This window comes from Saccharothrix coeruleofusca (assembly GCF_014648515.1).
Taxonomy (GTDB): domain Bacteria; phylum Actinomycetota; class Actinomycetes; order Mycobacteriales; family Pseudonocardiaceae; genus Actinosynnema; species Actinosynnema coeruleofuscum.
The window spans coordinates 212,411-235,871 of the sequence record NZ_BMRG01000003.1; the positions used below are offsets into that span (position 1 = coordinate 212,411).

24 protein-coding genes and 1 pseudogene are annotated in these 23,461 nt (G+C 74.1%); 16 read left to right on the top strand and 9 right to left on the bottom strand.

Going from position 1 to position 23,461, the window contains the following annotated elements; all coding sequences use genetic code 11:
- Positions 1-99 precede the first annotated feature (99 nt).
- Positions 100-1,641 carry an LVIVD repeat-containing protein gene (locus IEZ00_RS09425; protein WP_229795348.1) on the top strand — a complete coding sequence of 514 codons (1,542 nt, stop codon included), beginning with the start codon at positions 100-102 and terminating at the stop codon, positions 1,639-1,641.
- Between the two features lie 55 nt (positions 1,642-1,696).
- Here IEZ00_RS09425 and cofC read toward each other — a convergent pair whose 3' ends face one another.
- Positions 1,697-2,302 (bottom strand): 2-phospho-L-lactate guanylyltransferase, encoded by a 606-nt coding sequence (gene cofC, locus IEZ00_RS09430; RefSeq protein ID WP_189222798.1) that lies wholly within the window; start codon positions 2,300-2,302, stop codon positions 1,697-1,699.
- A gap of 82 nt (positions 2,303-2,384) precedes the next feature.
- Here cofC and IEZ00_RS09435 point away from each other — a divergent pair, with 82 nt between their 5' ends.
- The 4 genes from IEZ00_RS09435 (at position 2,385) to IEZ00_RS09450 (ending at position 5,807) form a co-directional block, all read left to right on the top strand.
- The gene (locus IEZ00_RS09435; protein WP_189222799.1) at positions 2,385-3,086 is read left to right on the top strand and encodes a lysophospholipid acyltransferase family protein; all 702 of its coding nucleotides are present in this window, start codon (positions 2,385-2,387) and stop codon (positions 3,084-3,086) included.
- 1 nt (position 3,087) lies between these two features.
- On the top strand, positions 3,088-4,092 hold the full coding sequence (locus IEZ00_RS09440; RefSeq protein ID WP_189222800.1) for an NAD(P)H-dependent glycerol-3-phosphate dehydrogenase: 1,005 nt from the start codon (positions 3,088-3,090) through the stop codon (positions 4,090-4,092).
- A complete protein-coding gene (locus IEZ00_RS09445; protein WP_189222801.1) occupies positions 4,089-5,153 on the top strand; it encodes a cystathionine gamma-lyase in 1,065 nt (354 codons plus the stop codon). The genes IEZ00_RS09440 and IEZ00_RS09445 overlap by 4 nt, the downstream gene beginning before the upstream one ends.
- Before the next feature lie 207 nt (positions 5,154-5,360).
- The gene (locus IEZ00_RS09450; protein WP_189222802.1) at positions 5,361-5,807 is read left to right on the top strand and encodes a cysteine dioxygenase; all 447 of its coding nucleotides are present in this window, start codon (positions 5,361-5,363) and stop codon (positions 5,805-5,807) included.
- Between the two features lie 105 nt (positions 5,808-5,912).
- Here IEZ00_RS09450 and IEZ00_RS09455 read toward each other — a convergent pair whose 3' ends face one another.
- The gene (locus tag IEZ00_RS09455; protein WP_189222803.1) at positions 5,913-6,560 is read right to left on the bottom strand and encodes a pyridoxamine 5'-phosphate oxidase family protein; all 648 of its coding nucleotides are present in this window, start codon (positions 6,558-6,560) and stop codon (positions 5,913-5,915) included.
- A 66-nt stretch (positions 6,561-6,626) separates the two neighbouring features.
- On the opposite strand from IEZ00_RS09455, the gene pdxR reads away from it, so the two are divergent.
- Both pdxR and IEZ00_RS09465 read left to right on the top strand, forming a co-directional pair.
- On the top strand, positions 6,627-8,048 hold the full coding sequence (pdxR, locus tag IEZ00_RS09460; RefSeq protein ID WP_189222804.1) for a MocR-like pyridoxine biosynthesis transcription factor PdxR: 1,422 nt from the start codon (positions 6,627-6,629) through the stop codon (positions 8,046-8,048).
- An 11-nt stretch (positions 8,049-8,059) separates the two neighbouring features.
- Positions 8,060-9,127, top strand: coding sequence for a D-alanine--D-alanine ligase family protein (locus tag IEZ00_RS09465; protein WP_189222805.1), 1,068 nt, complete (start codon positions 8,060-8,062; stop codon positions 9,125-9,127).
- 474 nt (positions 9,128-9,601) lie between these two features.
- On the opposite strand, the gene IEZ00_RS09470 is transcribed toward IEZ00_RS09465, so the two are convergent.
- Both IEZ00_RS09470 and IEZ00_RS09475 read right to left on the bottom strand, forming a co-directional pair.
- The gene (locus tag IEZ00_RS09470) at positions 9,602-10,162 is read right to left on the bottom strand and encodes a DUF3515 domain-containing protein (protein WP_189222806.1); all 561 of its coding nucleotides are present in this window, start codon (positions 10,160-10,162) and stop codon (positions 9,602-9,604) included.
- A 20-nt stretch (positions 10,163-10,182) separates the two neighbouring features.
- Positions 10,183-10,416 carry an Lrp/AsnC family transcriptional regulator gene (locus tag IEZ00_RS09475; RefSeq protein ID WP_189222807.1) on the bottom strand — a complete coding sequence of 78 codons (234 nt, stop codon included), beginning with the start codon at positions 10,414-10,416 and terminating at the stop codon, positions 10,183-10,185.
- Positions 10,417-10,513: 97 nt separating this feature from the next.
- Here IEZ00_RS09475 and IEZ00_RS09480 point away from each other — a divergent pair, with 97 nt between their 5' ends.
- The 4 genes from IEZ00_RS09480 to IEZ00_RS09495 are packed head-to-tail and all read left to right on the top strand — an operon-like array spanning position 10,514 to position 13,189.
- Complete coding sequence (locus IEZ00_RS09480; RefSeq protein ID WP_189222808.1) at positions 10,514-11,479, top strand: thiamine-phosphate kinase; 966 nt, start codon at positions 10,514-10,516, stop codon at positions 11,477-11,479.
- A 15-nt stretch (positions 11,480-11,494) separates the two neighbouring features.
- Complete coding sequence (locus IEZ00_RS09485) at positions 11,495-11,968, top strand: GNAT family N-acetyltransferase (protein ID WP_189222809.1); 474 nt, start codon at positions 11,495-11,497, stop codon at positions 11,966-11,968.
- 10 nt (positions 11,969-11,978) lie between these two features.
- On the top strand, positions 11,979-12,500 hold the full coding sequence (locus IEZ00_RS09490; protein WP_189222810.1) for a gamma carbonic anhydrase family protein: 522 nt from the start codon (positions 11,979-11,981) through the stop codon (positions 12,498-12,500).
- Between the two features lie 38 nt (positions 12,501-12,538).
- On the top strand, positions 12,539-13,189 hold the full coding sequence (locus IEZ00_RS09495) for a uracil-DNA glycosylase (protein ID WP_229795485.1): 651 nt from the start codon (positions 12,539-12,541) through the stop codon (positions 13,187-13,189).
- A 143-nt stretch (positions 13,190-13,332) separates the two neighbouring features.
- Here the strand turns inward: IEZ00_RS09495 and IEZ00_RS09500 are convergent, their stop codons facing one another.
- The 3 genes from IEZ00_RS09500 to IEZ00_RS09510 all read right to left on the bottom strand — a co-directional run bounded on the left by IEZ00_RS09500 (position 13,333) and on the right by IEZ00_RS09510 (position 15,992).
- Positions 13,333-14,676 carry a DUF6297 family protein gene (locus IEZ00_RS09500; protein WP_189222812.1) on the bottom strand — a complete coding sequence of 448 codons (1,344 nt, stop codon included), beginning with the start codon at positions 14,674-14,676 and terminating at the stop codon, positions 13,333-13,335.
- Complete coding sequence (locus tag IEZ00_RS09505) at positions 14,673-15,290, bottom strand: ABC transporter ATP-binding protein (protein WP_229795350.1); 618 nt, start codon at positions 15,288-15,290, stop codon at positions 14,673-14,675. The genes IEZ00_RS09500 and IEZ00_RS09505 overlap by 4 nt, the downstream gene beginning before the upstream one ends.
- A 243-nt stretch (positions 15,291-15,533) precedes the next feature.
- Positions 15,534-15,992, bottom strand: coding sequence for a MarR family winged helix-turn-helix transcriptional regulator (locus tag IEZ00_RS09510; RefSeq protein WP_189222814.1), 459 nt, complete (start codon positions 15,990-15,992; stop codon positions 15,534-15,536).
- A gap of 90 nt (positions 15,993-16,082) precedes the next feature.
- Here IEZ00_RS09510 and IEZ00_RS09515 point away from each other — a divergent pair, with 90 nt between their 5' ends.
- Both IEZ00_RS09515 and IEZ00_RS09520 read left to right on the top strand, forming a co-directional pair.
- Positions 16,083-16,967, top strand: a complete 885-nt coding sequence (locus IEZ00_RS09515; RefSeq protein ID WP_189222815.1) for an NAD-dependent epimerase/dehydratase family protein — start codon at positions 16,083-16,085, stop codon at positions 16,965-16,967.
- 59 nt (positions 16,968-17,026) lie between these two features.
- Positions 17,027-17,842, top strand: a complete 816-nt coding sequence (locus IEZ00_RS09520; protein ID WP_189222816.1) for an alpha/beta fold hydrolase — start codon at positions 17,027-17,029, stop codon at positions 17,840-17,842.
- A 73-nt stretch (positions 17,843-17,915) separates the two neighbouring features.
- On the opposite strand, the gene rpmB is transcribed toward IEZ00_RS09520, so the two are convergent.
- Entirely contained in the window at positions 17,916-18,107 is a 192-nt protein-coding gene (gene rpmB, locus IEZ00_RS09525; RefSeq protein ID WP_073891577.1) for a 50S ribosomal protein L28, read from the bottom strand.
- Between the two features lie 147 nt (positions 18,108-18,254).
- On the opposite strand from rpmB, the gene fakA reads away from it, so the two are divergent.
- The 3 genes from fakA to IEZ00_RS09540 are packed head-to-tail and all read left to right on the top strand — an operon-like array spanning position 18,255 to position 22,907.
- The gene (gene fakA, locus IEZ00_RS09530; RefSeq protein WP_189222817.1) at positions 18,255-19,853 is read left to right on the top strand and encodes a DAK2 domain-containing protein; all 1,599 of its coding nucleotides are present in this window, start codon (positions 18,255-18,257) and stop codon (positions 19,851-19,853) included.
- A gap of 14 nt (positions 19,854-19,867) precedes the next feature.
- Positions 19,868-22,084 (top strand): ATP-dependent DNA helicase RecG, encoded by a 2,217-nt coding sequence (gene recG / locus IEZ00_RS09535; RefSeq protein ID WP_189222818.1) that lies wholly within the window; start codon positions 19,868-19,870, stop codon positions 22,082-22,084.
- 19 nt (positions 22,085-22,103) lie between these two features.
- Positions 22,104-22,907 carry a hypothetical protein gene (locus IEZ00_RS09540; RefSeq protein ID WP_189222819.1) on the top strand — a complete coding sequence of 268 codons (804 nt, stop codon included), beginning with the start codon at positions 22,104-22,106 and terminating at the stop codon, positions 22,905-22,907.
- A gap of 10 nt (positions 22,908-22,917) precedes the next feature.
- Here IEZ00_RS09540 and IEZ00_RS09545 read toward each other — a convergent pair.
- A pseudogene (locus tag IEZ00_RS09545) lies at positions 22,918-23,461 on the bottom strand (hypothetical protein); the annotation flags it as partial.

The window sequence follows — 23,461 nt, forward strand, 5'->3', positions numbered from 1 at the left end:
CTAGCCGATCGGCAGTGCGACGCCAGCCGATCGGCAGTAGTCCGCCCGCCCGTCCGCCTGCCACGCTGCGCGGTGACGCCGTCGCGGAAGGGAGCGACCATGAGGGTGTTGGCAGGGATCACCGCCGTGCTGGTCGGTTTCACCGGCCACGGCGCGGCGGACGCGGCCCCGCGCGCGGAGACCGGGCGGCCGGGCCTGCCCGCGGCGTCGAGGAACGTCGAGCTGCGCGCGGCGATCCCGGAGACCGAGGGCGCGATCTCCATCAACTTCCTGCGCTACCGCGACCGGGACGTCATGTTCCTCAGCGGCGAGTTCGGGCTCAAGACCTTCGACGTCACCGACCTCGACGCGCCGGTGCCGCTGGACCACCTGACCAAGCGGGAGCTGGCGCTGCCGGGCGACGACCCGGAGCAGAGCTTCTGGGAGAACGAGGACGTCGACGTCGATCCCAAGCGCAAGCTGGTGTTCCTGGCGCGGGAGCGCAGCGCGTTCGGGCGGGAGCAGGGCGAGGGGCAGCCCACCGGCGTCTACTTCGTCTCCGCCGCGGACCCGGCGCACCTGGAGCTGCTCAGCTTCGCGCCGATGGGCACCGGGCACATCACCACGTGCGTCAACGACTGCTCGTACCTGTGGACGACCGGCTACGACGGGACGCCCTCCACCGACCCCGATCCCTACCGGATCTCCGGCAAGGTCTTCGTCACCGACATCCGCGACCCGCGCCACCCGCGGACCCTGGACCAGCACGTGGACCTCCACCGCAACCAGGGCGAGACGCACATGACCCACGACGTGCAGGTCGACGCCGAGGGCGTCGCCTGGGTCGCGGGCACCGGCGGCACGCGCGGCTACCACACGCGCGGTTGGCACCGCGACCCGCTGACCGGGCGGGTCCGCCAGGCCACGGCGGTCGACCCGGTGCCGTACGCGGGCGGGGCCGCGCCCCCGCCGGACATGCCCACGTCGTTCTCGCACAACTCGTTCCGGCCGGTGGGGGCGACCCTGGCGGACGGGCCGCGACCGACCCGCGAGCACCCGGCGGGGTCGCTGCTGCTGCACACGGAGGAGGCGTTCGGCTCGCCCACGTGCGAGGACCAGGGGCGGTTCGTGATCTCCTCGCTGGAGGGCTCGCGCGACGGCGAGTCCTGGCGGGCCACCCCGGAGCGGCCGTTCCACCTCAGGACCGTGGGCGTGTGGAGCCCGGACGACCAGGAGGGCACGCTGCCCGGCCCCGACGCGTTCTGCTCCGCGCACTACTTCGACGTGCACCGGCGGATCGTGGCCTACTCCTGGTACCAGCAGGGGACGCGGTTCCTGGACATCACCGACCCGACCGCGCCGCGCCAGGTCGGCTACTGGCGGCCCGAGGGCGCGGTGTCGTTCGCGCCGTACTGGCACCGGGGCCGGGTGTTCCTGGCCGACCTGGCTCGCGGGGTGGAAATCCTCAAGCTCACCAAGGGCGCCTACGACGCGCAGGCGTCCGGGACCTCCGTGACGCTGAGGACCCGACCGGTGTCGGTGTCGTTCCGGCCGTTGGAGAATCCGCGCGAGCGCCTGCCGCTGGCCCCCGACCCCGTCTACGGCTCGGCCTGCCCGATGCTGGTGGGTCGTGGCTGCGGCTCCGGCTCCGCCTGCTGCTGACACCGGCGTCTGCAAGTACCACCCGACCCCCGTCGGGTGGTACTTGCAGACGCGGTCAGCAGACCGGGGCCAGCGCGGCGCGCGTGCGCCTGCCCAAGCCGAAGGCCGCGGCGACGTCCAGGTCCTCCGCGGTGTCCACGTCGCAGCGCAGCGTCGGCCACGGCCCGACCAGCGGTCGCGCCCCGGCCGCCTCGTGCGCCGCCGCCGAGCCCACGCCGAACTCCGGCGCCAGGTCACCGCCCGGTTCGGACAGCAGCAGCGTCGTGCCGGTGCCCTGGCGGTCCGGGCAGAACGCCCGCCCGTCCGCCGCCGCGATCGCCGCCCGCAGCTCCTCCGGGCGCAGCGCGGGCAGGTCGGCCTGCAGCGCGCCGACCACCGAGCGCGGGTCGCGCGACCGCAGCAGCGCCGCCCCGTGCCGCAGCGCCGGGTTCAGCCCCTCGGGGCCGGGGGTGGTCTCCACGCCCAGCACCGCCAGCTCCGCCACCACCACCGGGTCGTCGGTGATGGCCACCACGCTGCGCACCACCGGCAGCGCCGCGCGGATCGTGTCCAAGGCGAACGCCAGCGCCAGCGCGGGCCGGTCCGCGGTCACCCCGCGCAGCCTCGACTTCGCCCTGTCCAGGGTCTTGACCGGCACCACCAGGTCCACGTCCGCGCGCACCCCGCCATACTCCCCGATGCCGGCTGGACCTGGCCGGGGGCTCCGGGGAAGACTCCAGGTCCACGACGAGTAGGGAGAGCACGTGGCCAGAGAGAAGGGCGGCTTCTGGGTGGGGTTCGCCGCGGCGGTCTTCTACCCGGCCACCGCGCTGATGACGCGGTGGCGCACCGAGGGCGCGCACCACATCCCGGAAACCGGTGGCGTGCTGCTGGTCATGAACCACGTGTCCCACCTCGACCCGGTCTACGACGCGGTGCTGGTGCACCGCAGCAAGCGGGTGCCGCGGTTCCTGGCCAAGCACAGCCTGTGGAAGGTGCCGGTGCTGGGCAGCGTGCTGCGCGGCGCGCAGCAGATCCCGGTCTACCGCGGCAGCGCCGACGCCCAGCAGTCGCTGCGCGCCGCGCACGAGGCGCTGGAGGCGGGCAAGGTCGTGGTGATCTACCCGGAGGGCACCATCACCCGCGACCCGGACGGCTGGCCGATGGCCGCGCGCACCGGCGTGGCCCGGCTGGCGCTGGAGCACGACGTGCCGGTGCTGCCCGCCGCCCGCTGGGGCACCAGGGACGTCTACGACCACTACCGCAAGAAGTTCCGGCCGCTGCCCCGCAAGACCGTGGTCACCGCGGTCGGCGAGCCGGTCGACCTCGACGCGCTGCGCGCCCAGCCGCAGAACCTGGCGCTGCTGCGGGAGACCACCGACCTGATCATGGGCCGGGTCAAGGACCTGCTCGCGGACATCCGCCACGAGCAGGCGCCCGACGGCTTCTACGGCAAGAAGGTCTGACGTGGACCGGATCGCCGTGCTGGGTGCCGGGTCGTGGGGCACCGCCTTCGCCAAGGTGCTCGCCGACTCCGGCACCGACGTCGTGCTGTGGGCGCGCCGCCCCGAGGTGGCCGACGCCATCGCCGGTTCCCGCGCCAACCCCGACTACCTGCCGGGCGTGTCGCTGCCCGCGAACCTCACCGCCACCTCGGACGCGGAGAAGGCGCTGGACGGCGCGCGGGCCGTGGTGCTGGCCGTGCCCAGCCAGACGCTGCGGGAGAACCTGACCGCGTGGCGGCCGTGGCTGCCGCCGGGCGCGACCCTGGTCAGCCTCGCCAAGGGCGTGGAGCTGGGCACGCTCAAGCGGATGAGCGAGGTCATCCGCGAGGTCGCGGGCGTGCCCGAGGACCAGGTGGCCGTGGTGACCGGGCCGAACCTGGCCAAGGAGATCGCCGCCGAGCAGCCCACCGCCACGGTCATCGCGTGCACCGACCACGACCGCGCCGTGCAGCTCCAGCTGGCCTGCACCAACTCCTACTTCCGGCCCTACACCAACGTCGACGTGATCGGCTGCGAGCTGGGCGGGGCGTGCAAGAACGTCATCGCGCTGGCCTGCGGCATGGCCGCCGGGCTCGGCTTCGGCGACAACACCATGGCCTCGATCATCACCCGCGGCCTGGCCGAGACCGCGCGGCTGGGCGCGGCGCTGGGCGCGGACCCGCTGACCTTCGCGGGCCTTGCCGGACTGGGTGATCTCGTGGCCACGTGCGCGTCACCGCTGTCGCGCAACCGGACGTTCGGCGAGAGGCTGGGGCGCGGTGAGTCGCTGGCGCAGGCGCAGCGGGCCGCGCACGGCCAGGTCGCGGAGGGCGTGAAGTCCTGTTCGTCCATCCGGGAGCTGGCCGCCAGGAAGGGAGTGGACATGCCGATCACCGACGGCGTGCACCGGGTGTGCCACGACGGGCTGGACCCGAGGGTGCTCACCGCGGCGCTGCTGGGCCGGGAGCCGAAGGCGGAGCGGCAGTGACCGCGCGGGGCGACGGGACGCGGGTGGTGCACTCCGCGCCCACCTCGGAGGGCGAGCCGTTCCTGGCCGGTCCGGTGTTCGCCGCGCCGTACCACCTGGGCGGCGCGGACACCTACGGGCGCGCGCACAACCCGACGTGGCGCGCGTTGGAGGCCGCGCTGGGCGAGCTGGACGGCGGCGAGTGCGTGCTGTTCCCGTCCGGCATGGCGGCGATCTCGACGCTGCTGCGCGTGGTGCTGAGCCCCGGCGACACCGTGGTGGTGCCCAGCGACGGCTACTACCTGACCCGCACCCTGCTGGCCGAGATGCCGGTGCGGGTGCTGGAGGCGCCCACCGCCGGGCCGTACCCGCCGTTCGACGGCGTGCGGCTGGTGCTGCTGGAGTCGCCGTCCAACCCCGGACTGGACGTGTGCGACATCGCCGAGCTGTCGGCGCGGGCGCACGCGGCGGGCGCGCTGGTGGCGGTGGACAACACGACCGCGACCCCGCTGGGGCAGAAGCCGCTGGAGCTGGGCGCGGACGTGGTGCTCAGCAGCGACACCAAGGCCGTGTCCGGGCACAGCGACCTGGTGCTGGGGCACATGTCCACAGCGGACGTCGAGCTGGCCGAGCGGGTGCGCACCGCGCGGACCACCAGCGGGGCGATCCCCGGCCCGTTCGAGGCGTGGCTGGCCCACCGCGGCCTGGGCACGCTGGACCTGCGGCTGGCGCGGCAGGCGCAGAACGCGGCGGCGCTGTACCGGGCGCTGCGCGAGCACCCGGCGGTGACCGGCCTGCGCTGGCCGGGCGCCCCGGAGGACCCGGCGCACGAGGTGGCGTCGCGGCAGATGCGGCGCTTCGGCGGGGTGCTGACGTTCGTGCTGGCCGACGAGGCCGCGGTGGCGGAGTTCCTGGCGCGGTCGCGGCTGGTCGCGGCCAGCACCAGCTTCGGCGGCCTGCACACCAGCGCGGACCGGCGCGCGCAGTGGGGCGACCCGGTGCCGGAGGGGCTGGTCCGGCTGTCCGCGGGCTGCGAGGACACCGAGGACCTGGTGGCCGACGTGCTGGCGGCGCTGGCCTGATGTCGTTTCGGGTCCACTTCGTGGGACTCGGTTGCCCGCTCGCGGGCGGCCTGCCACCCTCGACGGCATGTCCTTCCGCGCCATGATCGACGGGCGGGGTCACATCGACCTCCGCCTGGTCGCCAGCGCGCTGTGTCTCCCTCGGTGATCGACTCGCGTCCGGCGGGCCGCTGACGCCCGCACTCCCGAGCACCCCGAGAAGGAACCATGTTCGCCGTTCCGGAGAACACGATCGCCCTGCCGCAGACCCGAGGCGCGCTGCACCCCGTGCGCATCGCGCTGGACACCGCCGCCCGCCGCGAGCTGTGGGCGCACCGGTTGCGCTACGACCCCGACCAGCGCTTCTCCGCCCTGATCGAGGCCACCGACGAGCAGGAGGTGTGGCTGCTGAGCTGGTTGCCCGGCCAGGGCACCGACCTGCACGACCACGGTCCGGCCACCGGCGCGTTCACCGTGGTCAGCGGTGCGCTGACCGAGGTGGTCGCGGTGGGGTCGAGGCAGGTGCTGCACCACCTGCACGCGGGCCAGTCCCGCGTGTTCGGGCCCGACTACGCGCACCAGGTGCGCAACGACGGGCCCGACCCGGCGGTGACCATCCACGTCTACCGCGACGGCGGGCGCACCATGCGCCCCCGCCACTTCCTCCTCGACTGACGCCTGCAAGTACTACCCGACCCGCCTCACAGGGCCGGTAACTACTACCCGGCTCCGGTAGTAGTTACCGGCCCCGCGACGGGGCACGGGTAGTACTTGCAGGCGCTACAGGCGGGTGGTGACGTGCTCGGGGACGGGGGTGCCCTCGGGTAGCCGGGGGCACGGCTCGGGCTCGCCCCACGTGGTGCGCAGCGGCAGCACGCCCGCCCACGCCACCCCGGCGGCCACGTCCTCGTCCTCGTCGCCGGGCGGCCCGGTGCGGATCTTCACCGACGCCTCGGTGAGGTCCAGCGCCAGCACGTTGGTCGCGGCCAGCTCCTTGGCGCTGGGCGGGCGGACGTGGTCCCACGCGCCGGGCGCGGCGTGCTCGGTGAGCACGCGCAGGCCGTGCAGCTTGCGCTCCGGGTCGGTGACCCGCTCCGCCGTGCCGTGCACCACCGCGGAGCGGTAGTTCATCGAGAAGTCGAACGCCGCGCGGGAGTAGACCACCCCGTCCACCAGCGTCACCGCCACGCACACCGGCATCCCGGCGGACGCCTCGCGCAGCGTCCGGGCACCGGTCGAGCCGTGCAGGTACAGGGTGTCGCCGTCGCGGCCGTAGGCGGTCGGCAGCACCACCGGCGCGTCGTCCACGACCACGGCCAAGTGGCACACCAGGCCCGCGTCGAGCACCGCGTGCAGGGCCTCCCGCTCGACCACGGCGCGCTCGCGACCGCGCTTGACCGTGCTGCGGGGTGTCGGCTGGAGTGTCATGCGCCCACCGTCATCCGCGAAGTGGCATCATTCAAGGGCCATTTATCGCTGAATTCAGGAGTCCACTTGTCCGAGACGGCACTGCCGGTCTCGCTGGACCGCGCCTCGCCCGAGCCGCTGGCCGTGCAGCTGGCCGACGCCCTGCGCGCGGCGGCGGCCGACGGGCGGCTGCGTAGCGGCGACCGGCTGCCCTCGACCAGGGCGCTGGCCGAACGCCTCGGCGTGAGCCGCACGGTCACCGCCGCCGCCTACGAGCAGCTGCACGCCGAGGGCTGGATCGCCGGGCGGCACGGCTCCGGCACCTACGTCACCACCACGCCGCCGGGATCGCTGCGCACCCCCGCCCGCCGGTCCGCGCCCGCCGCGCCCGCCCCGGAAGTGGTCGACCTCGCGCCCGGCGCCCCGTGGGCGGGCGGGCTGGACCGCGCCGCGTGGCGGCGGGCGTGGCGGGCGGCGGCGGACGCGCTGCCGCTGTTCCGGCCCCAGCGCGGCGGCCTGCCCGAGTACCGCGCGGTGGTGGCCGAGCACCTGCTGCGCCACCGCGGCCTGGCCGTGCGCGGCGGGCTGAACGAGGAGCTGGTGCTGGCCACCGGCGGCACCACGGCCGCGCTGGTGGAACTGGGCGCGGCCGTGTTCGAACCGGGCGACGTGGTGGCCGTGGAGGAACCGGGCTACCAGCGGGCGGTGTGGGCGCTGCGGGCGGCCGGGCTGCGCGTGGTGCCCGCGCCGGTGGACGAGGAGGGGATGCTCGTCGACGCGGTGCCCAGGGGCGTGCGCGGGGTCTACTGCTCGCCCGCGCACCAGTACCCGATGGGCGGCCGCATGTCGGCGGGGCGGCGGGTGGCGCTGGTGGAACGCGCCCGCCGGGACGGCTGGCTGGTGGTGGAGGACGACTACGACGGCGAACTGCGCTACGACGTGGCGCCGTTGCCGCTGCTGGCGGCGCTGGCCCCGGACGTGGTGGTGCACCTGGGCACCACCAGCAAGATCCTCACCCCCACGCTGGGCGCGGGCTGGATGGTCGCCCCGGAACCCGTCGCCGCGGCCGTGCTGGCGCACCGCGACCGCACCGGCACCGGTCCGGCCCCCGCCGGGCAGCGGGTGCTGGTGGAACTGGCCCGCAACGGCGACCTGGGCAGGCACCTGCGCAGGCTGCGCCGCGAGCTGTCCGAGCGGCGCGCGCTGGTGGCCGAGGCGCTGTCGGCGGCCGGGCTGCGGGTGCTCGGCGACGACGCGGGCGCGCACGTCGTGGTGCCGCTGCCCACCGCGCGGGCCGAGCGCGACCTGCTCGCGGCGGCGGAGGCGCGCGGCCTGCGCGTGGACGGGCTGGCCCGGCACCACGCGGGCAGGCCGAAGGTGCACGGCGTGGCCATCGGGTACGGCGCGTGCTCGCGGGAGCAGTTGGCGGCGGCGCTGCCGGTACTGGTGGAACTTCTCACCACCCGTGGGGCGCGCGAGGGTGGGCCGGGCGGTAGTCCGTGCAGGTAGTGTCCGGAGCCATGACACAGCGCAAGACCAGAGTCGCCGTGGTGTTCGGCGGGCGCAGCAGCGAGCACACCGTCTCGTGCCTGTCGGCGGGCAGCGTCCTGCCGCACCTGGACCGCGACCGGTTCGAGGTCGTGCCCGTCGGCATCACGCCCGAGGGCGGGTGGGTGATCGGGGCCGACGACACCAAGGCGCTGGAGGTCCGCGACCGGCAGCTGCCGACGGTCAACGCGCTGGTCCCGGCCTCCGGCGGGGCGCTGGTGCCGGTCGCCCCCGGCGAGGCGCTGGCCGACGTGGACGTGGTGTTCCCGCTGCTGCACGGCGCGTGGGGCGAGGACGGCACCGTGCAGGGCCTGCTGGAGCTGGCCGACCTGCCCTACGTCGGCCCCGGCGTGCTGGCCTCCGCGGTCGCCATGGACAAGGAGTTCACCAAGCGGCTGCTGCAGGGCGTGGGCCTGCCGGTGGGCCGGTTCGCGGTGCTGCGCCGCGACCAGGAGACGCTGTCGGACCAGGACCGCGACCGGCTGGGGCTGCCGGTGTTCGTCAAGCCCGCCCGCGCGGGCTCCTCGGTCGGCATCTCCAAGGTGACCGCCTGGGAGCAGCTCGACGACGCGATCGCGCTGGCCCGCAAGACCGACCCCAAGGTGATCGTCGAGGCCGCCGTGGTGGGCCGCGAGGTCGAGTGCGGGGTGCTGGAGTTCCCCGACGGCCGGGTCGAGGCGTCGCTGCCCGCCGAGCTGCGCGTCGTCGGCGGCGAGGTCGACTGGTACGACTTCGACGCCAAGTACCTCGACGACGTGTGCGAGTTCGACATCCCGGCCGAGCTGGACGACCGGATCACCGGCGACCTGCGCGAGATGGCGGTCACCGCGTTCCGCGCCCTGGACTGCCAGGGCCTGGCCCGCGTCGACTTCTTCGTCACCGGGGACGGCGGGCTGGTCATCAACGAGGTCAACACGATGCCCGGCTTCACGCCGATCTCGATGTACCCGCGGATGTGGGCGGAGACCGGCGTGGACTACCCCACGCTGCTGACCACCCTGGTGGAGACCGCGCTGGCCCGCGGCACCGGCCTGCGCTGACCCTTCGGACGGCCGCGCCTTCCCGGCGCGGCCCCACCCTCTCCGCGAGTCGAACGCTCAGGACCCCCGAGTTCAACACTCAGGACGACCACGCCCGCCCCCGGTGTCACCCATCTATGGGCGTGTCGGGTGTGTCGCCCCCGCGAGTCGCGCGTTCCGACACCACGAACCGAGCGTTCACGCACCCCGATCCGCACTTTTCGCGCCTTGGCCCGCGCTTGCCACGCGGCGGGTAGTAGTTACCGGCCCACTCAACCCCGCCGGGTAGTACTTGCCCACGCACCAGGGCGCGCGCGGAGCGCGCGCAGCTGGCTGCCCGCGACCCGCCATCCTTGGCGACCTGCCGCGCGGCGAGCGCACCCTTTGCTGGATAACCCAACCCCAACGGCGAACTCACCCAACCCGAACGTAGAACTCAGGGGTCCTGAGCGTTCGACTCGCGGTACCTGAGCGTTCGACTCGCGGACGAGGGGGTCAGCGGGCCTGGGGGAGGGTGTCGCGGATGGTGGTGGAGATGTCCTGCAGGGGGCCGGTGCCCGCTTCGGAGGGCACGGTCAGCGCCACGTACACCTCGCGGTCCACGACGTACCACGTGGACTGGCCGCCCTCGGAGACCTCCAGCCACCGCACGGCGGAGATCTCCCGCAGCTCCGAGGTCGGCGTCAGGTCCGCGGGCCGGTCCAGGCCGCAGCGCAGCACCAGCGGCTCGTGCTCCGCGTCGCCCCACGCCAGCGCGCCCGCCGGGGCGGGCGCGGCCAGCTCGCGCCGCGGCAGGGTGTCCCCGTTCGACACCAGCTGCATCGGCAGCGCGCTCAGCAGCGCCTGGCACCGCTCGGACTCGGCCTGCGGCGCGGGCACGGGCACCAGCGCCAGGGGACCGGTGTGGTCGGCGGCGGGGGCGGCGGGGTCGTCCTTGCCCGCGCCGAGGAAGAGCCCGACGGCCGCGACCCCGGCCGCCAGCAGCGCCGGCAGGCCGATGGCCAGGGCGAGCAGCGGCTTGGGCAGCGGGGAGGTGGGTTCCGGTTCCTGTGCCACCCGGTTATGACAGCACGACGCTAGAGGTGCACCACCGGGCAGGTCAGCGTTCGGGTGATGCCCTCCACGTTCTGGATGCGGGCGACCACGAGCTGGCCCAGCTGGTCGACGGTGTCGGCGTCGGCGCGGACGATGACGTCGTACGGGCCGGTGACGTCCTCCGCGGTGGCCACGCCGGGGATGCCGGAGATCTCAGCCGCCACGGCGGCTGCCTTCCCGACCTCGGTCTGGATGAGGATGTATGCGTGCACCACGGCGTGCCCCTTCGTCGCGACAGGTTAGGTCGGGGTAGGAACGTGGTCAGCAACGTACCCCAGTTGGGGTTCCGAATGCTCAGAGTGGGAGGCAACCTTGCGTCCGGAGCCGCCGCAGAACGCGGACACGGTCGCTGAAGTGGGTGAGTTCGGTCTCATCCGCCGGGTGACGGCAGGCCGGACGCAGCCACCCAGCACCCTGCTGGGCCCTGGTGACGACGCGGCCGTGGTGGCCGCGCCGGACGGCCGGGTGGTGGTCTCGACCGACGTGCTCGTCGAGGGCGTCCACTTCAGACTCGACTGGTCTTCTCCCGAGCAGGTGGGCCGAAAAGCCGCCGCGGTGAACCTGGCCGACGTGGTGGCGATGGGCGCGATGCCCACGGCGCTGCTGGTCGGATTGGCCTGCCCGGCGGACACGCCCACGTCGGTGGTGGAGGGGATCACCGCCGGGCTGTGGCAGGAGGCGGTGGTGGCGGGGGCGGGCGTGGTGGGCGGTGACATGGTGAGCTCCGCGACTCTGGTGATCTCCGTTACTGCGCTGGGCGACATGGGCGGCTATGAGCCGGTCACCCGTTCGGGGGCGCAAGTGGGTGATGTGGTGGCGGTGTGCGGCAGGCTGGGGTGGGCGGCGGCCGGGCTGGCGGTGCTGGGCCGGGGGTTCCGCTCGCCGGTGGCGGTGGTCGGCGCGCAGCGCAACCCCGAACCCCCGTACGCCGCCGGGCCGCAGGCCGCCGCCGCGGGCGCGACGGCGATGATCGACGTCTCCGACGGCCTGCTGGCCGACCTGGGCCACATCGCCGAGGAGTCCGGCATCGGCATCGACATCCGCACCGAGCTGCTGCAGGTGCACCCCCGGCTGATCGACGTGGCGGCGGCGCTGGGAGCGGACGCGCGGCACTGGACGCTGACCGGTGGCGAGGACCACGCGCTGGCCGCGACCTTCCCCGAGCCCGCCGCGGTGCCCGAGGGCTGGCAGACCATCGGGACGGTCCGGCACGGCAGCGGGGTCACCGTGGACGGCAGGGCGTACGAGAAACCACCTGGTTGGGAGCACTGGCGCTAGGTAACCTGACCTCCCGTGGAACTATGCACAGTCCCGTATGACCATCCGGACGCGGTGAAGTTGATCACCGATCTCCAGCAGGTCTACGTGGACCGCTACGGCGACGGCGACATCACGCCGGTGGAGCCCGCCCAGTTCGCCCCGCCCCTGGGGCACTTCCTGGTCGGCTACCTCGACGGCGTCCCGGTCGCCTGCGGCGGCTGGCGCGCGCACGACGAGGACCCGGAGGAGCCGCTGCTGCCCGGCGACGCGGAGATCAAGCGCATGTACGTGGTCGACAGCGCTCGCGGCCGGGGCCTGTCCCGCGTGGTGCTGGCGGCGCTGGAGCGCGCCGCGGCCGAGGCCGGGCGCACCCGGATGGTCCTGGAAACCGGCCTCCGCCAGCCGGAAGCCATCCGCCTCTACGAAACCAGCGGATACGCGCGCATCGACAACTTCGGGGTCTACCGGCATCATCCGGAAAGCCTTTGTTTCGGAAAGCGCCTGTAGGAGGACTTCGGTGGCGATTTACGCGCTGGGCGACTACGTGCCGGTGATCCACCCGGACGCCTACGTGCACCCGGACGCCACCGTCATCGGCGACGTCCGTCTCCACGCGCACGCCTCGGTGTGGCCGGGGGCGGTGCTGCGCGGTGACTACGGCCGCATCGAGATCGGGGCGCGCACCAGCGTGCAGGACGGCACCGTCATCCACTGCACCGAAGTGCACCCCACGCTGGTCGGCGAGGAGTGTGTGATCGGCCACAACGTGCACATCGAGGGCGCGACCATCGCCGACCGGTGCCTGATCGCCTCCGGGTCGGTGGTGCTCAACGGCGCCGTCGTGGAGACCGGGGCGATCGTCGGCGCGGGTGCGGTGGTGCCGTTCGAGGGGCACGTGCCCTCGCGGTCGATGGCCCTCGGCGTGCCCGCGAAGGTGCGCGAGGGATACGTGGTCCCCGAAGGCGCGTGGCAGTTCGCGGTGGACAAGTACGTGAAGAACATCGAGGTGTACCGCAAGGAACTGCGCCGCCTGGACTGAGATAAGGTCCCGCCGTGGCGCGTCCGCTGGAAGAGATCATGGAAGCGGGTTGGGCACGGGCGATGGCGCCGGTGGCCGACCAGATCGCGAAAATGGGGGAGTTCCTCCGGGCCGAGGTGGCGGCGGGGCGGACGTACCTGCCCGCGGGCGAGAACGTGCTCCGCGCGTTCCAGCAGCCGTTCCACGAGGTGCGGGTGCTCGTCGTGGGCCAGGACCCGTACCCCACGCCGGGGCACGCGGTCGGGCTGAGCTTCTCGGTCTCCCCGGAGACCAAGCCCATCCCGAAGAGCCTGCAGAACATCTTCCGCGAGTACGTGGACGACCTGGGGCACCCCATGCCGTCCAACGGCGACCTCACGCCGTGGACCCAGCAGGGGGTGCTGCTGCTCAACAGGGTCCTCACGGTGCGCCCGCGCAGCTCCAACTCCCACCAGAACAAGGGCTGGGAGGCGGTCACCGAGCAGGCCGTGCGCGCCCTGGCCGCCAGGGGCGAGCCGCTGGTGGGCCTGCTGTGGGGCCGCAACGCGCGCAACCTGCGCCCGCTGCTGGAGCCCTACCCGTGCGTGGAGGGCGTGCACCCGAGCCCGATGTCGGCGGCGGGCGGCTTCTTCGGCTCGCGCCCGTTCAGCAAGGTCAACGAGCTGCTGGTCAAGCAGGGCGCGGACCCGGTGGACTGGAAGCTGCCATGACGCCGATGGTGCCCGTCAGCACCATCGTCTGCGTGGACCGCACCACGTGGGCCGTCTCCAGCACAACGCCGGAGGGCTCCAGCGGGTAGGTGGGTCTGCTGGGTGGTGCCGCAGCAGAAGCTGCCTCCCACAGCAGGTCCGCTTCACGGCGTGCCGGTCAGCAGGCTCATCAGAATCGAGAACAGCAGCAGGACTCCCGCACCCCGGAACAGCTGGCGGAGCAGACCCCACGGGATCATCACGCCGAAGCCGATGTCGAGCAGGGTCGCGTGGTAGTCCATCGGCGGACGGGTCGCCAGCCGGTAGGTCGTCGCCACCGCCCCCACCGCCGCGACGAGCCACCCCGATGGGTGAGCGTCCCAGGTCGCCGGAGCGGTCAGCGCGCACCACACGAGCGCTCCAGCTGACGGGATGACGAGGTGCGTCAGGCGCAGGCTCGCGTCGGTCCCGCCCAGCGCGCGACGCAGCGCCGAGGACCGGCACACCGCGCGCAGGCCCCCGGCGAGCCGGTGGGTCGCGACGCAGGCCATCACCAGTTGCGCCTGCGCCGCCCACTGCGGGACTTCCACGGCCACCACGTACGGGACGAGCGCGGCGGGCAGCCACGACAACACGCCGCCGGGGGAGCGGAAGACCCGACGCAGGTCGGCCACGAGGAACGCGTGGACGCGCCCGGCGGGGAAGCCGCGGGACCGCACCCGTCCCCTCCGCTGCCAGCGCCGCACCTCCAGCACTCCGGCGAGCAGGGTGAGGTCCAGGAACGTGCCCGCCGTGCCCGCCGCGGCGGTGACCGCCGCGCCCGAGGTCAGCTCGGGCCGTGCCAGCTCGCCGAGCCTGCGGTCGACGACGCCGATCAGCACGATCGCGGCAGGAGCGGCCACGGCGGCCACGGCGGGCAGAACCGAACCCGCGTTGGCGCCGATCCCGCCGACCAGGTCGCGCGCCGCATCCCCCAGTCGTTCCGCGACCACACCGGCCAGCGCGCTGAGCACGCCGATGGTGAGCGTGACACCGGGCAGCCACCGCCAGGGCTCGCGCCGGACCTGGGCGAGCACCGCCAGCGCGATGAGCCCGCCGCCCGCGGCCCCGCCGAGCAGCGCGGCCCATTCCGCGCCCAAGTGGAAGAACAGGCTGAAGACCAGCCCGAAAGCCACGCCCGCCAGCGCGCCGACCGCCGTCAGAGCCCGGTACCAGGTCTTCACCGCCGCACGGCGGTCCTGAGGCGTGCTCAGCAGCCAGGTGGCCGTGGCGGGACTGGCCACCAGCGGGCCCGTCGCGGCGAGGACGAGCATCGCGACACCGATCAGCGAGGTGGCGGTAGCCAGCGACAGCCATCCGGGCGGGACGTCGGAAGCCTGAGCACCGGCCGGGGGCCGCGCCAGCGCGGAGCGCACGAGCTGGACGGCCATGCCGGAGCCGATGACGATCAGGCCGATCAGGACCGCCCGCTGGTCCCGGTCGCGCCAGCCCGCGCCGAGCCGGATCACCGATCGGCCCGCGCGGGCCCGGAGATGTCGACCAGCCGGTCGGCTACCGCGTTGATCAGGTCGCGGTCGTGCGATGCCAGCACGATGGCGACACCAGCGGCCTTCTCCGCGCGCAGCCGGTCGGCCAGCCAATCGCGCGAGCGGGTGTCGAGGCGCTGCTCGGGCTCGTCGAGCACCAGCAGCCGCCGCGGGCGCGCCAGCACCGACGCCAGGACCAGCCGCTGGCGCTGACCGCTGGACAGGGCCACGGGCAACTGGTCGGCGGCCTGGCCGAGTCCGACCTCCGCGATCAGCGCGTCGACGTCGACCTCGCTCGCGTGGGCGCGGGCAAGGAGGTCGAGGTGCTCCCGCACCGACAGGTCGGGGAAGAAGTCGACGTCGTCCAACGCGCAAGCCACCGCGGCCCGCACGCGGGGGTCGGTCTCGTCGAACGGCTCGCCGTCCAGCAGCACCTCCCCGCTGTCGGCGCGATCGGCTTGGACCAGGCAGCGCAGCAGTGTGCTCTTCCCCGCGCCGTTGGGCCCCACCACCGCCACCGCCTGACCGCCGCCGACGGTGAAGCAGATCCGGTCCAGGACCGTGACGGTCCCGAACCGCCTTGTCAGATCGCGCACTTCCAGCAAGTCGTTCCCTCTTCCGCTGCCCGGACCAGAACCGGGCGCAGTGACTCCCGCTCTTCTCGCCCGCACCCCGCGACCAGGTCGCGGAGCAGATCCGCGGTGGCCTGCGCGCGCGGGGCGTCCAGCGCCGCGCTCAACTCGTACAGCTCTCCCGGCGGCAGGCTGCGACGCCTGCCACAGCTGGCGTCGTCGTCCTCCGAGGAGATGCCGCCCGCGCCCGTCCGCGGTGTCTCCGGATCAGCTGCCGGAGGTGTGGTCGGCCAGGCGTTGGAGGACTCGGACCGCGGCGGCCAGGTCCTCGGGGGGCACGTGGTCGAGCACCCGCCGCCGGGCGCTGGCGGTGTGCCGGGGAGCGGCTTCCCGCTGGCGGCGCAGGCCCTCCTCGGTGAGCACGGCCGCCGACCCGCGCGCGTCGCCGGGCGGCTTCTCCTTGGTGACCAGGCCGTAGCGGGCCAGGCCGTCCACGACGCGGGTCATCCGGCTGGCCGACAGCGCGGTGGCGCTCGCCAACTCGGTCATCCGCAGCCGGTGCTCGGGCGCTTCGGCGAGGACGTGCAGCACGGCGTACTCGGTCATGGACAGGCCGGTGGCCTTGGTCATGTCCTCGTCCAGCAGGCGTGGCAGGACGTGCACCACCCGCCCCAGCGCGCGCCAGAGCGCGTCCTCGTCGGCTGACAGCTCCCGCACCTCGGTCATGGGGGCAGCTTGGCGCAAAGAACTTGCCTGCGCAAACCAGTACCTATAGCTTTGCCTGCGCAGGCAAGTATCTTCGTCAGGAGAACCGAAGTGCAGATCCTCGTCATCGGCGCCGCCGGCTATGCGGGCCGCCAAGTCGCCACCGCGCTGCGCAGGCAGGGCCACTCCGTGCTGGGCATGACCCGCGACACCACCAGCGCCCGCGCGACGGCGCTGACCGCCGCGGAGGTGCGACCGGTCGCGGGCGACCTCGCCGACCCCGCGAGCTACCGCTCCCACCTGCGCGAAGTCGACGCCGTGGTGCACCTGAGCATGGACACCAACGACCCGGCGGGGGCGGACCTAGCGCTGTTCGCCGAACTGGAAGCGGCGGGCGGCCCCCACTTGGTCTACACCACCGGGTGCTCCTCCTACGGTCGCGTCGACGCGCCCGTGCTGGACGAGAACACCCCCGGCAACCCCGGTGGAGCGCTCTACTTCCGCTTGGAGTTGGAGCAGCGGTTGGCCGCGAGCGGTCTGCCGCACACCGTGCTGCGGCCGGGCTTCATCTACGGCGGCGAGGCGCGCACCTCGCAGGCGGGCAACTGGTTCGCCGCGGGCCGCTCCGGCCGCGCGGTGTTCTACGGCGACCGCGCCAAGTCGTGGACCTGGGTGCACGTGGACGACCTCGCCGAGGCGTACACCGCTGTCGTGGCGGGCATCGGCGGCGGCCTGCCCTCCGGCGAGGTCTTCTGCGTCGGCGAGGAGAACCCGCCGACCGCGCTGGAGGTGTTCACCGCGTGCGTGCGCGCCGCCGGGCACACCGGACCGGTGGAGTTCGCCCCCATCGAGCAGGCCGGGTGGCTCGACCGGGCCGCCGACCACGACGAGGTGATGACCAGCGCCAAGGCCCGCGAGGTGCTCGGCTGGACCCCGCGCCACGCCGGGGTGCTCGCCGACGTCGACACCTACTACCGGGCCTGGGCCGCCTCATGACGCCGGCCGACGGAATCCCGGCCGACGGAACCCCTGTCGACGGAAGCCAGGTCGACGGGATGCCGGGGTTCGCGCACCGCTACGCCGAGGTCAACGGCACCCGCCTGCACTACGTCATCGGCGGGGAGGGGCCGGTGGTGGTCCTGCTGCACGGCTGGCCGTTCACCTGGCGGGAGTGGCGGCCGACGATGCCGCTCCTGGCCGAGGCGGGTTTCACGGTCGTCGCGCCGGACCTGCGCGGCATCGGCGACTCGGCGAAACCGGCCACCGGCTACACCAAGCGCGAGGTCGCCGAGGACCTGCACCAGCTGGGGCTGGGGTCGGTGCGCGTCGTGGGCGCGGACATCGGCGCGATGGTCGCGCACGCCTGGGCCGCCGCCTACCCGCAGGAGGTGCGGCGGCTGGTGCTGGCCGAGTCGGTCCTGCCCGGCTACGGCCTGGAGGAGGCGATGAACCCGGCCACCGGCGGCTACTGGCACTTCGGCTTCCACATGCAGGTGGACCTGGCCGAGCAGCTCACCGAGGGCAAGGAGGCCGCCTACCTGGAGCGGATGTGGGCGCTGATGGCGCCCGGCGGTGTGCCCGACGCCGAGGAGCAGCTGCGCGCCTACCGCGCGCCGGGCGGGATGCGCGGCGGGTTCCAGCACTACGCGACGCTGCTGGAGGACGGCGCGGCGATCCGCGCGGCCCCGCCGCTGCCGATGCCGGTGCTCGTGCTCAACGGCGAGCACGGCCTGCCGCAGGAGCCGCTGCTGGCCGGGGCGCGGCGGGCGGCGCTGGACGTGCGGGCCGACGTCGTGCCCGGCAGCGCGCACTGCCTCGGCGCGGGCAACCCGCGCCGGCTGGCGACCAGGCTCGCGGAGTTCTTCGCCTGAGCGCGGGAAGGCGGGGGAAAGCCGAAGGGCCCCGGAGCACGCTCCGGGGCCCTTCGCTACGCGTGACGCGGTCTCAGCCGCGCACCACCTTGCCCGCCTTCAGGCAGGAGGTGCACACGTTCAGCCGCTGGCGCGTCGACGACGAGACCTTCGCGCGCACGGTCTGGATGTTCGGGTTCCACCGGCGGTTGGTGCGTCGGTGGGAGTGCGAGACCGACTTGCCGAAGCCCGGCCCCTTGCCACAGACGTCGCACACGGCAGCCACGTCAGCCACTCCTTAAGGTTTCTCCAGCGGTACTCACGCCCCGGCGGGCGCGCAAGCGTGCACAAGCCTCAGCCGGGCATGGCAACCTGGACAGACTAGCCGGTGTGCCGCGCGGCCACCAAACCGGGTTCGAATACCCTGCCCGCTGTGCAGGCTCTCGACGCGGTCGCGGTGCGCCAGTGGGCGAACGCCTGCGTGCGCTCGCTGGACGCGAACCGGGAGGACATCGACCGGATCAACGTCTTCCCCGTCCCCGACGGCGACACCGGCACGAACCTGCTGCAGACCATGCGCAGCGCGCTGGACTCGCTGCTGCGCACCCCCGGCGACTCGGTGGGCGCGGCGCTGGCCGCGCTGGCGCGGGGCGCGCTGGCGGGCGCGCGGGGCAACTCCGGGGTGATCCTGTCCCAGGTGCTGCGCGGCTTGGCCGAGGCGGCGCAGGGCGCGTCCACGGCCTCCGGCGCTGCGCTGCGCGACGCCCTGCTCAGGGCCGACGAGCTGGCCACCGCGGCGGTGTCCAGGCCGGTGCCCGGCACCGTGCTGACCGTGCTGCGCGCCGCCGCCGAGGCCGCCCGCGACGCGGGCTCCGACGACCTGGACCAGGTGGTCACCGCCGCGGCCAAGGCGGGCGCGGCGGCGCTGGCCGAGACCCCGCGCCAGCTCGCGGTGCTGGCCAGGGCGGGCGTGGTCGACGCGGGCGGGCGCGGCCTGGTCGTGCTGCTGGACACCCTCGCCGCGGTCATCACCGGCCGCGAGCAGCCACCGCCGCCGGTCACGCCGGTGCTGCCCCGCCCGCCCGAAGCCCTCACCACGGCCCGCGAGGCCGGGTCGGCCGACTACGAGTACGAGGTCATGTACCTGCTCGACGGCCTGGACGACCCCGAGCCGCTCAGGACCGCCCTGGAGGGGCTGGGCGACTGCGTCTCCGTGGTCGGCGACGGCAACGGCCTGTGGACCGTCCACGTGCACTGCAACGACATCGGCGCGGCCGTCGAGGCGGGTGTCGAGGCGGGCAGGCCGCACCGCATCACCGTCGCCAGGTTCGCCGACCAGGTCGCCGCCCAGGCCGCCCGCTTCTCCCGCGACCGGGCCGTGGTGGCGCTGGTGGAGGGCGACGGCGTGGCCGAGCTGTTCCGCGCGGAGGGCGCGGCCGTGCTGCGGCCGGACGGCCCGGTCCCGCCCGCCGACCTGCTCGCCCTGATCACCGGCACCCGCGCCCGCCACGTCACCGTCCTGCCCTGCGCCGAGGGCGTGCGCGCACCGCTGGACGAGGCCGTCTCCCAGGCCGTCGCGGCGGGCCAGGACGTGGTCGTGGTGCCCACCTCCTCCCCGGTGCAGGCGCTGGCCGCGCTGGCGGTGCACGACCCCGCCCGGCGCGCGGGCGACGACGTGGTGGCGATGGCCGAGGCCGCCGCCGCCACCCGCTGGGGCCGCGTCGAGGTCTGCCAGAGCGAGGCGATCACCTGGGTCGGCCGCTGCCGCCCCGGCGACCTGCTCGCCGTGCTCGACGGCGACGTGGTGCGCGTCCAGCCCGAGCCCGCCGACGTCGCCGGGCTGGCCCGCCTGCTGGTGGACCGGATGCTGGCGGCGGGCGGCGAGCTGGTCACCGCGCTGCTGGGCGCGGACGCCCCCGAAGACCTGGACCGCGTGCTGGAGGAGCACCTGCGCGCCGCCCACCCGGAAGTCGAGCTGGTCCGCTACCCCGGCGGGCAGGCCGACGCGCTGCTGATTGTCGGTGTCGAGTAGTTGAATGGGCCGCGATGACGACCTTCGACGACAAGCTGGTCCCGCTGCTGGGCAAGAAGAGCGCGGACGCGCTGGAGGCCGGGCTCGGCCTGACCACGGTCGGTGAGCTGCTGCGCCACTACCCGCGCCGCTACGACGAGCGGGGCAAGCTCACCGAGATCGCCGGGCTGGAGCTGGGCGAGCACGTCACCGTGCAGGCGAAGGTCAAGAGCGCCCGGCAGCGCCGGATGAAGAGCCGCAGCGGCGAGCTGCTCGAAGCGGTCATCACCGACGGCACCAGCGACCTGCACCTGGTCTTCTTCGGCCGGGGCTCGCGCAAGGTCGAGCGCGAGCTGCTGCCCGGCCGCAAGGCCATGTTCGCGGGCAAGGTCGGCGTGTTCAACGGCAAGCTCCAGCTCGCCCACCCCGACTACGAGATCCTCGACGGCGCGGAGGGCGGCGCGGACGGCGGCGTGGCGAGCGGCGCGGACAACGCCGCGGCGTCGAAGTTCGCCGAGGCGTTCATCCCGGTCTACCCGGCCGCGCAGGGCATCCAGTCCTGGAACATCGCCCGCTGCGTCGAGCAGGTGCTGGCGGTGTGGGACGGCGTGCCCGACGAGCAGGACCCGCTGCCGCCGTCGCTGCGCGCCGAGCGGGGGCTGGTGCCGCTGGAGAAGGCGCTGCGCGACATCCACCGCCCGGACGGCTGGGCCGCCGTCGCCGTGGCGCAGCAGCGGCTCAAGTGGGACGAGGCGATGGCCGTGCAGCTGGCGCTGGCCCAGCGCCGCCGCTCCGCCACCGCCCGCCCCGCGCCCGCCTGCCCGCCGCGCGATGGCCTGATCCGCGACGCCTTCGACGCGCGGCTGCCGTTTCAGCTCACCGCGGGGCAGCGCGAGGTGGGCGAGCAGATCGCCCGCGACCTGTCCGGCGAGCACCCGATGAACCGCCTGCTGCAGGGCGAGGTGGGCTCGGGCAAGACGATGGTGGCGCTGCGGGCCATGCTGCAGGTGGTCGACGCGGGCCGCCAGGCGGCCATGCTCGCGCCCACGGAGGTGCTGGCCGCGCAGCACGCCCGCTCGCTGCGCGACCTGCTGGGCGACCTGGCGCAGGCCGGGGAGCTGGGCGGCGCCGAGCACGCCACGCGGGTGACGCTGCTCACCGGCTCGATGCCCGCCGCGCAGCGCAAGAAGGCGCTGCTGGAGATCGTGACCGGGCAGGCGGGCATCGTCGTCGGCACGCATGCGCTGATCCAGGACAAGGTGGAGTTCGCCGACCTCGGGCTGGTCGTGGTGGACGAGCAGCACCGCTTCGGCGTCGAGCAGCGGGCGGCGCTCAGCGGCCGGGCGGGCGGGGTCACCCCGCACGTGCTGGTGATGACGGCCACGCCGATCCCGCGCACGGTGGCCATGACGGTCTACGGCGACCTGGAGGTCTCCGCGCTGCGCGAGCTGCCGCAGGGGCGTTCGCCGATCAGCACGTCGGTGGTGCCGGTGGCGGAGAAGCCGCAGTGGCTGGACCGGGCGTGGCAGCGCATCCACGAGGAGGTGGCCAAGGGCCACCAGGTGTACGTGGTGTGCCCGCGCATCGGCGACGGCGAGTCCGACGGGGAGGAGCCGCCCAAGGGCGAGGACGACCGCCGCCCGCCGCTGGCGGTGGTGGACGTGGCCAACCGGCTGGCCGCCGGGCCGCTGAAGGGGCTGCGCGTCGACATCCTGCACGGCCGGATGGCCCCGGACGACAAGGACGCCGTGATGCGCGCGTTCGCGGCGAACGAGGTGCAGGTGCTGGTCGCCACGACCGTGGTCGAGGTCGGCGTGAACGTGCCGAACGCGACGGTCATGGTGATCATGGACGCGGACCGGTTCGGCGTCAGCCAGCTGCACCAGCTGCGCGGGCGGGTCGGCCGGGGCAGCGCGCCGGGGCTGTGCCTGCTGGTGACGGAGGTGCCCGAGGGCACGTCGACGATGCAGCGGCTGCGCGCGGTGGAGTCCACGCTGGACGGTTTCGAGCTGGCCCAGCTGGACCTGGAGCTGCGCCGGGAGGGCGACATCCTGGGCGCCGCGCAGTCGGGCACGCGCAGCGGGCTGAAGATGCTGTCGCTGCTGCGCGACGAGGACGTGATCACCGCGGCCCGCGCGGTGGCGCAGCGGGTCGTGGACGAGGACCCGGACCTGCGCGCCCACCCCGGTCTGGCGTCGCTGGTGGCGGGGCTGCTGGACGAGGAGCGGGCGGAGTACCTGGAGAAGGCGTAGCGGGTATCGTCGTGCGACTGTGCGCCGCCTGCTGCTGCTCCTCGTGCCGTTCCTGCCGCTCGCCTGCTCCGCCGAGCAGGCGCCGCCCGCGCCCACGTCCGCGGTGGTCGACGAGCTGGCCGCGCTGGCGGAGAAGGTCGACGCGCGCCGGGCGGAGCTGAGGACGGCCAGGTTCCACACCGAGGGGTTCGCCTCCGACGGCGAGGCGACCGAGGTCGGCAACGTGGTGGACGGGGCGCTGCGGCAGGACCCCGAGGGGCTGGTCGGCAGCATGAGCATGGACGTCACCACCGGCGGGCAGTCGCGCCGGATCGACCTGGTGATCGTCCGCGACGGCATGTACGTCAGCGTGGCGGGCGCGCCGATGCCCGAGGGCAAGAAGTGGGGCTACTACACCGAGCAGAACAGCGGTGACCTGTCCGCGCTGCTGCGCGGGTTCGGGCCGGGGTCGACCGTCGGCGCGGAGCTGGACTACGTGCAGCCGCGCGCGGCGGCCATCGTCGGCAAGGGGGAGGAGGAGCTGGACGGCACCCCGGTCACCCGCTACGACCTGGTGGTGGACCCGGTGAAGATGGCCAAGGTGATCGAGGACCCGGACATCCAGCTCCAGCACGCCCAGCTCGCCGAGCACGGGGTGGCCATCCGCGCCACCGTCCGGGTCGACGCCACCGGCGCGCCGCTGCAGGCGGAGTACCGGTTCGAGCTGGACGGGAAGGTGGTCAAGCGGTCCGCCACCCGGTTCCGCGACTGGGGGCAGCCCATCGACATCCCGGTGCCGCCCGAGGCCGAGGTCGTCCCGGCCGACCAGCTCCCCTCGCGGTGACCTCCGGGGGCTACGCCTTCTTGGCCGCGCCCTTGTTCTCGGGGGCGTTCCTGGGGGCGTTCTCTGGGGCCGACTTGGCGGCCTCCGCCTCGGGGGCAGCCTTGTCGCCCGACTTGGGCTGCACCTTCGGCCTGGGCAGCTGCTTGGTCGGCTGGTCCTCGGGGGCTTCCTCGATCGGCGTGAGCGATCCCACAGCCTGCGCCACCGCCGCCTGAGCCGCCGCGAACTGCTCGGTCAGCGACTTGTGCAGCTGCTTGAGCTCGGCCAGCTTCTGGTCGGCCGCGGTGATCCGCCTGGCCGCGTGCGCGTCGGCGTCGCGGACCGCCCGCTCGGCCTTGGCCAGCGCGTCGGACTCCAGCTCGGCGATCTGCTTCTCGGTCTCCGCGCGCAGCGCGGCGGCCTCCTCGCGGGCGGCGGCCAGCAGCCGGGACGCCTCGGCCTTGGCCTCGACGACGTGCGCCTCGTGCTCCTTGCGCAGCGTGGCGCGCAGCTCGTCGTACTCCTTGTCCAGGTCGTCGTGGTAGCCCTTGTACTTCTGCTCCAGCTCGGCGCGC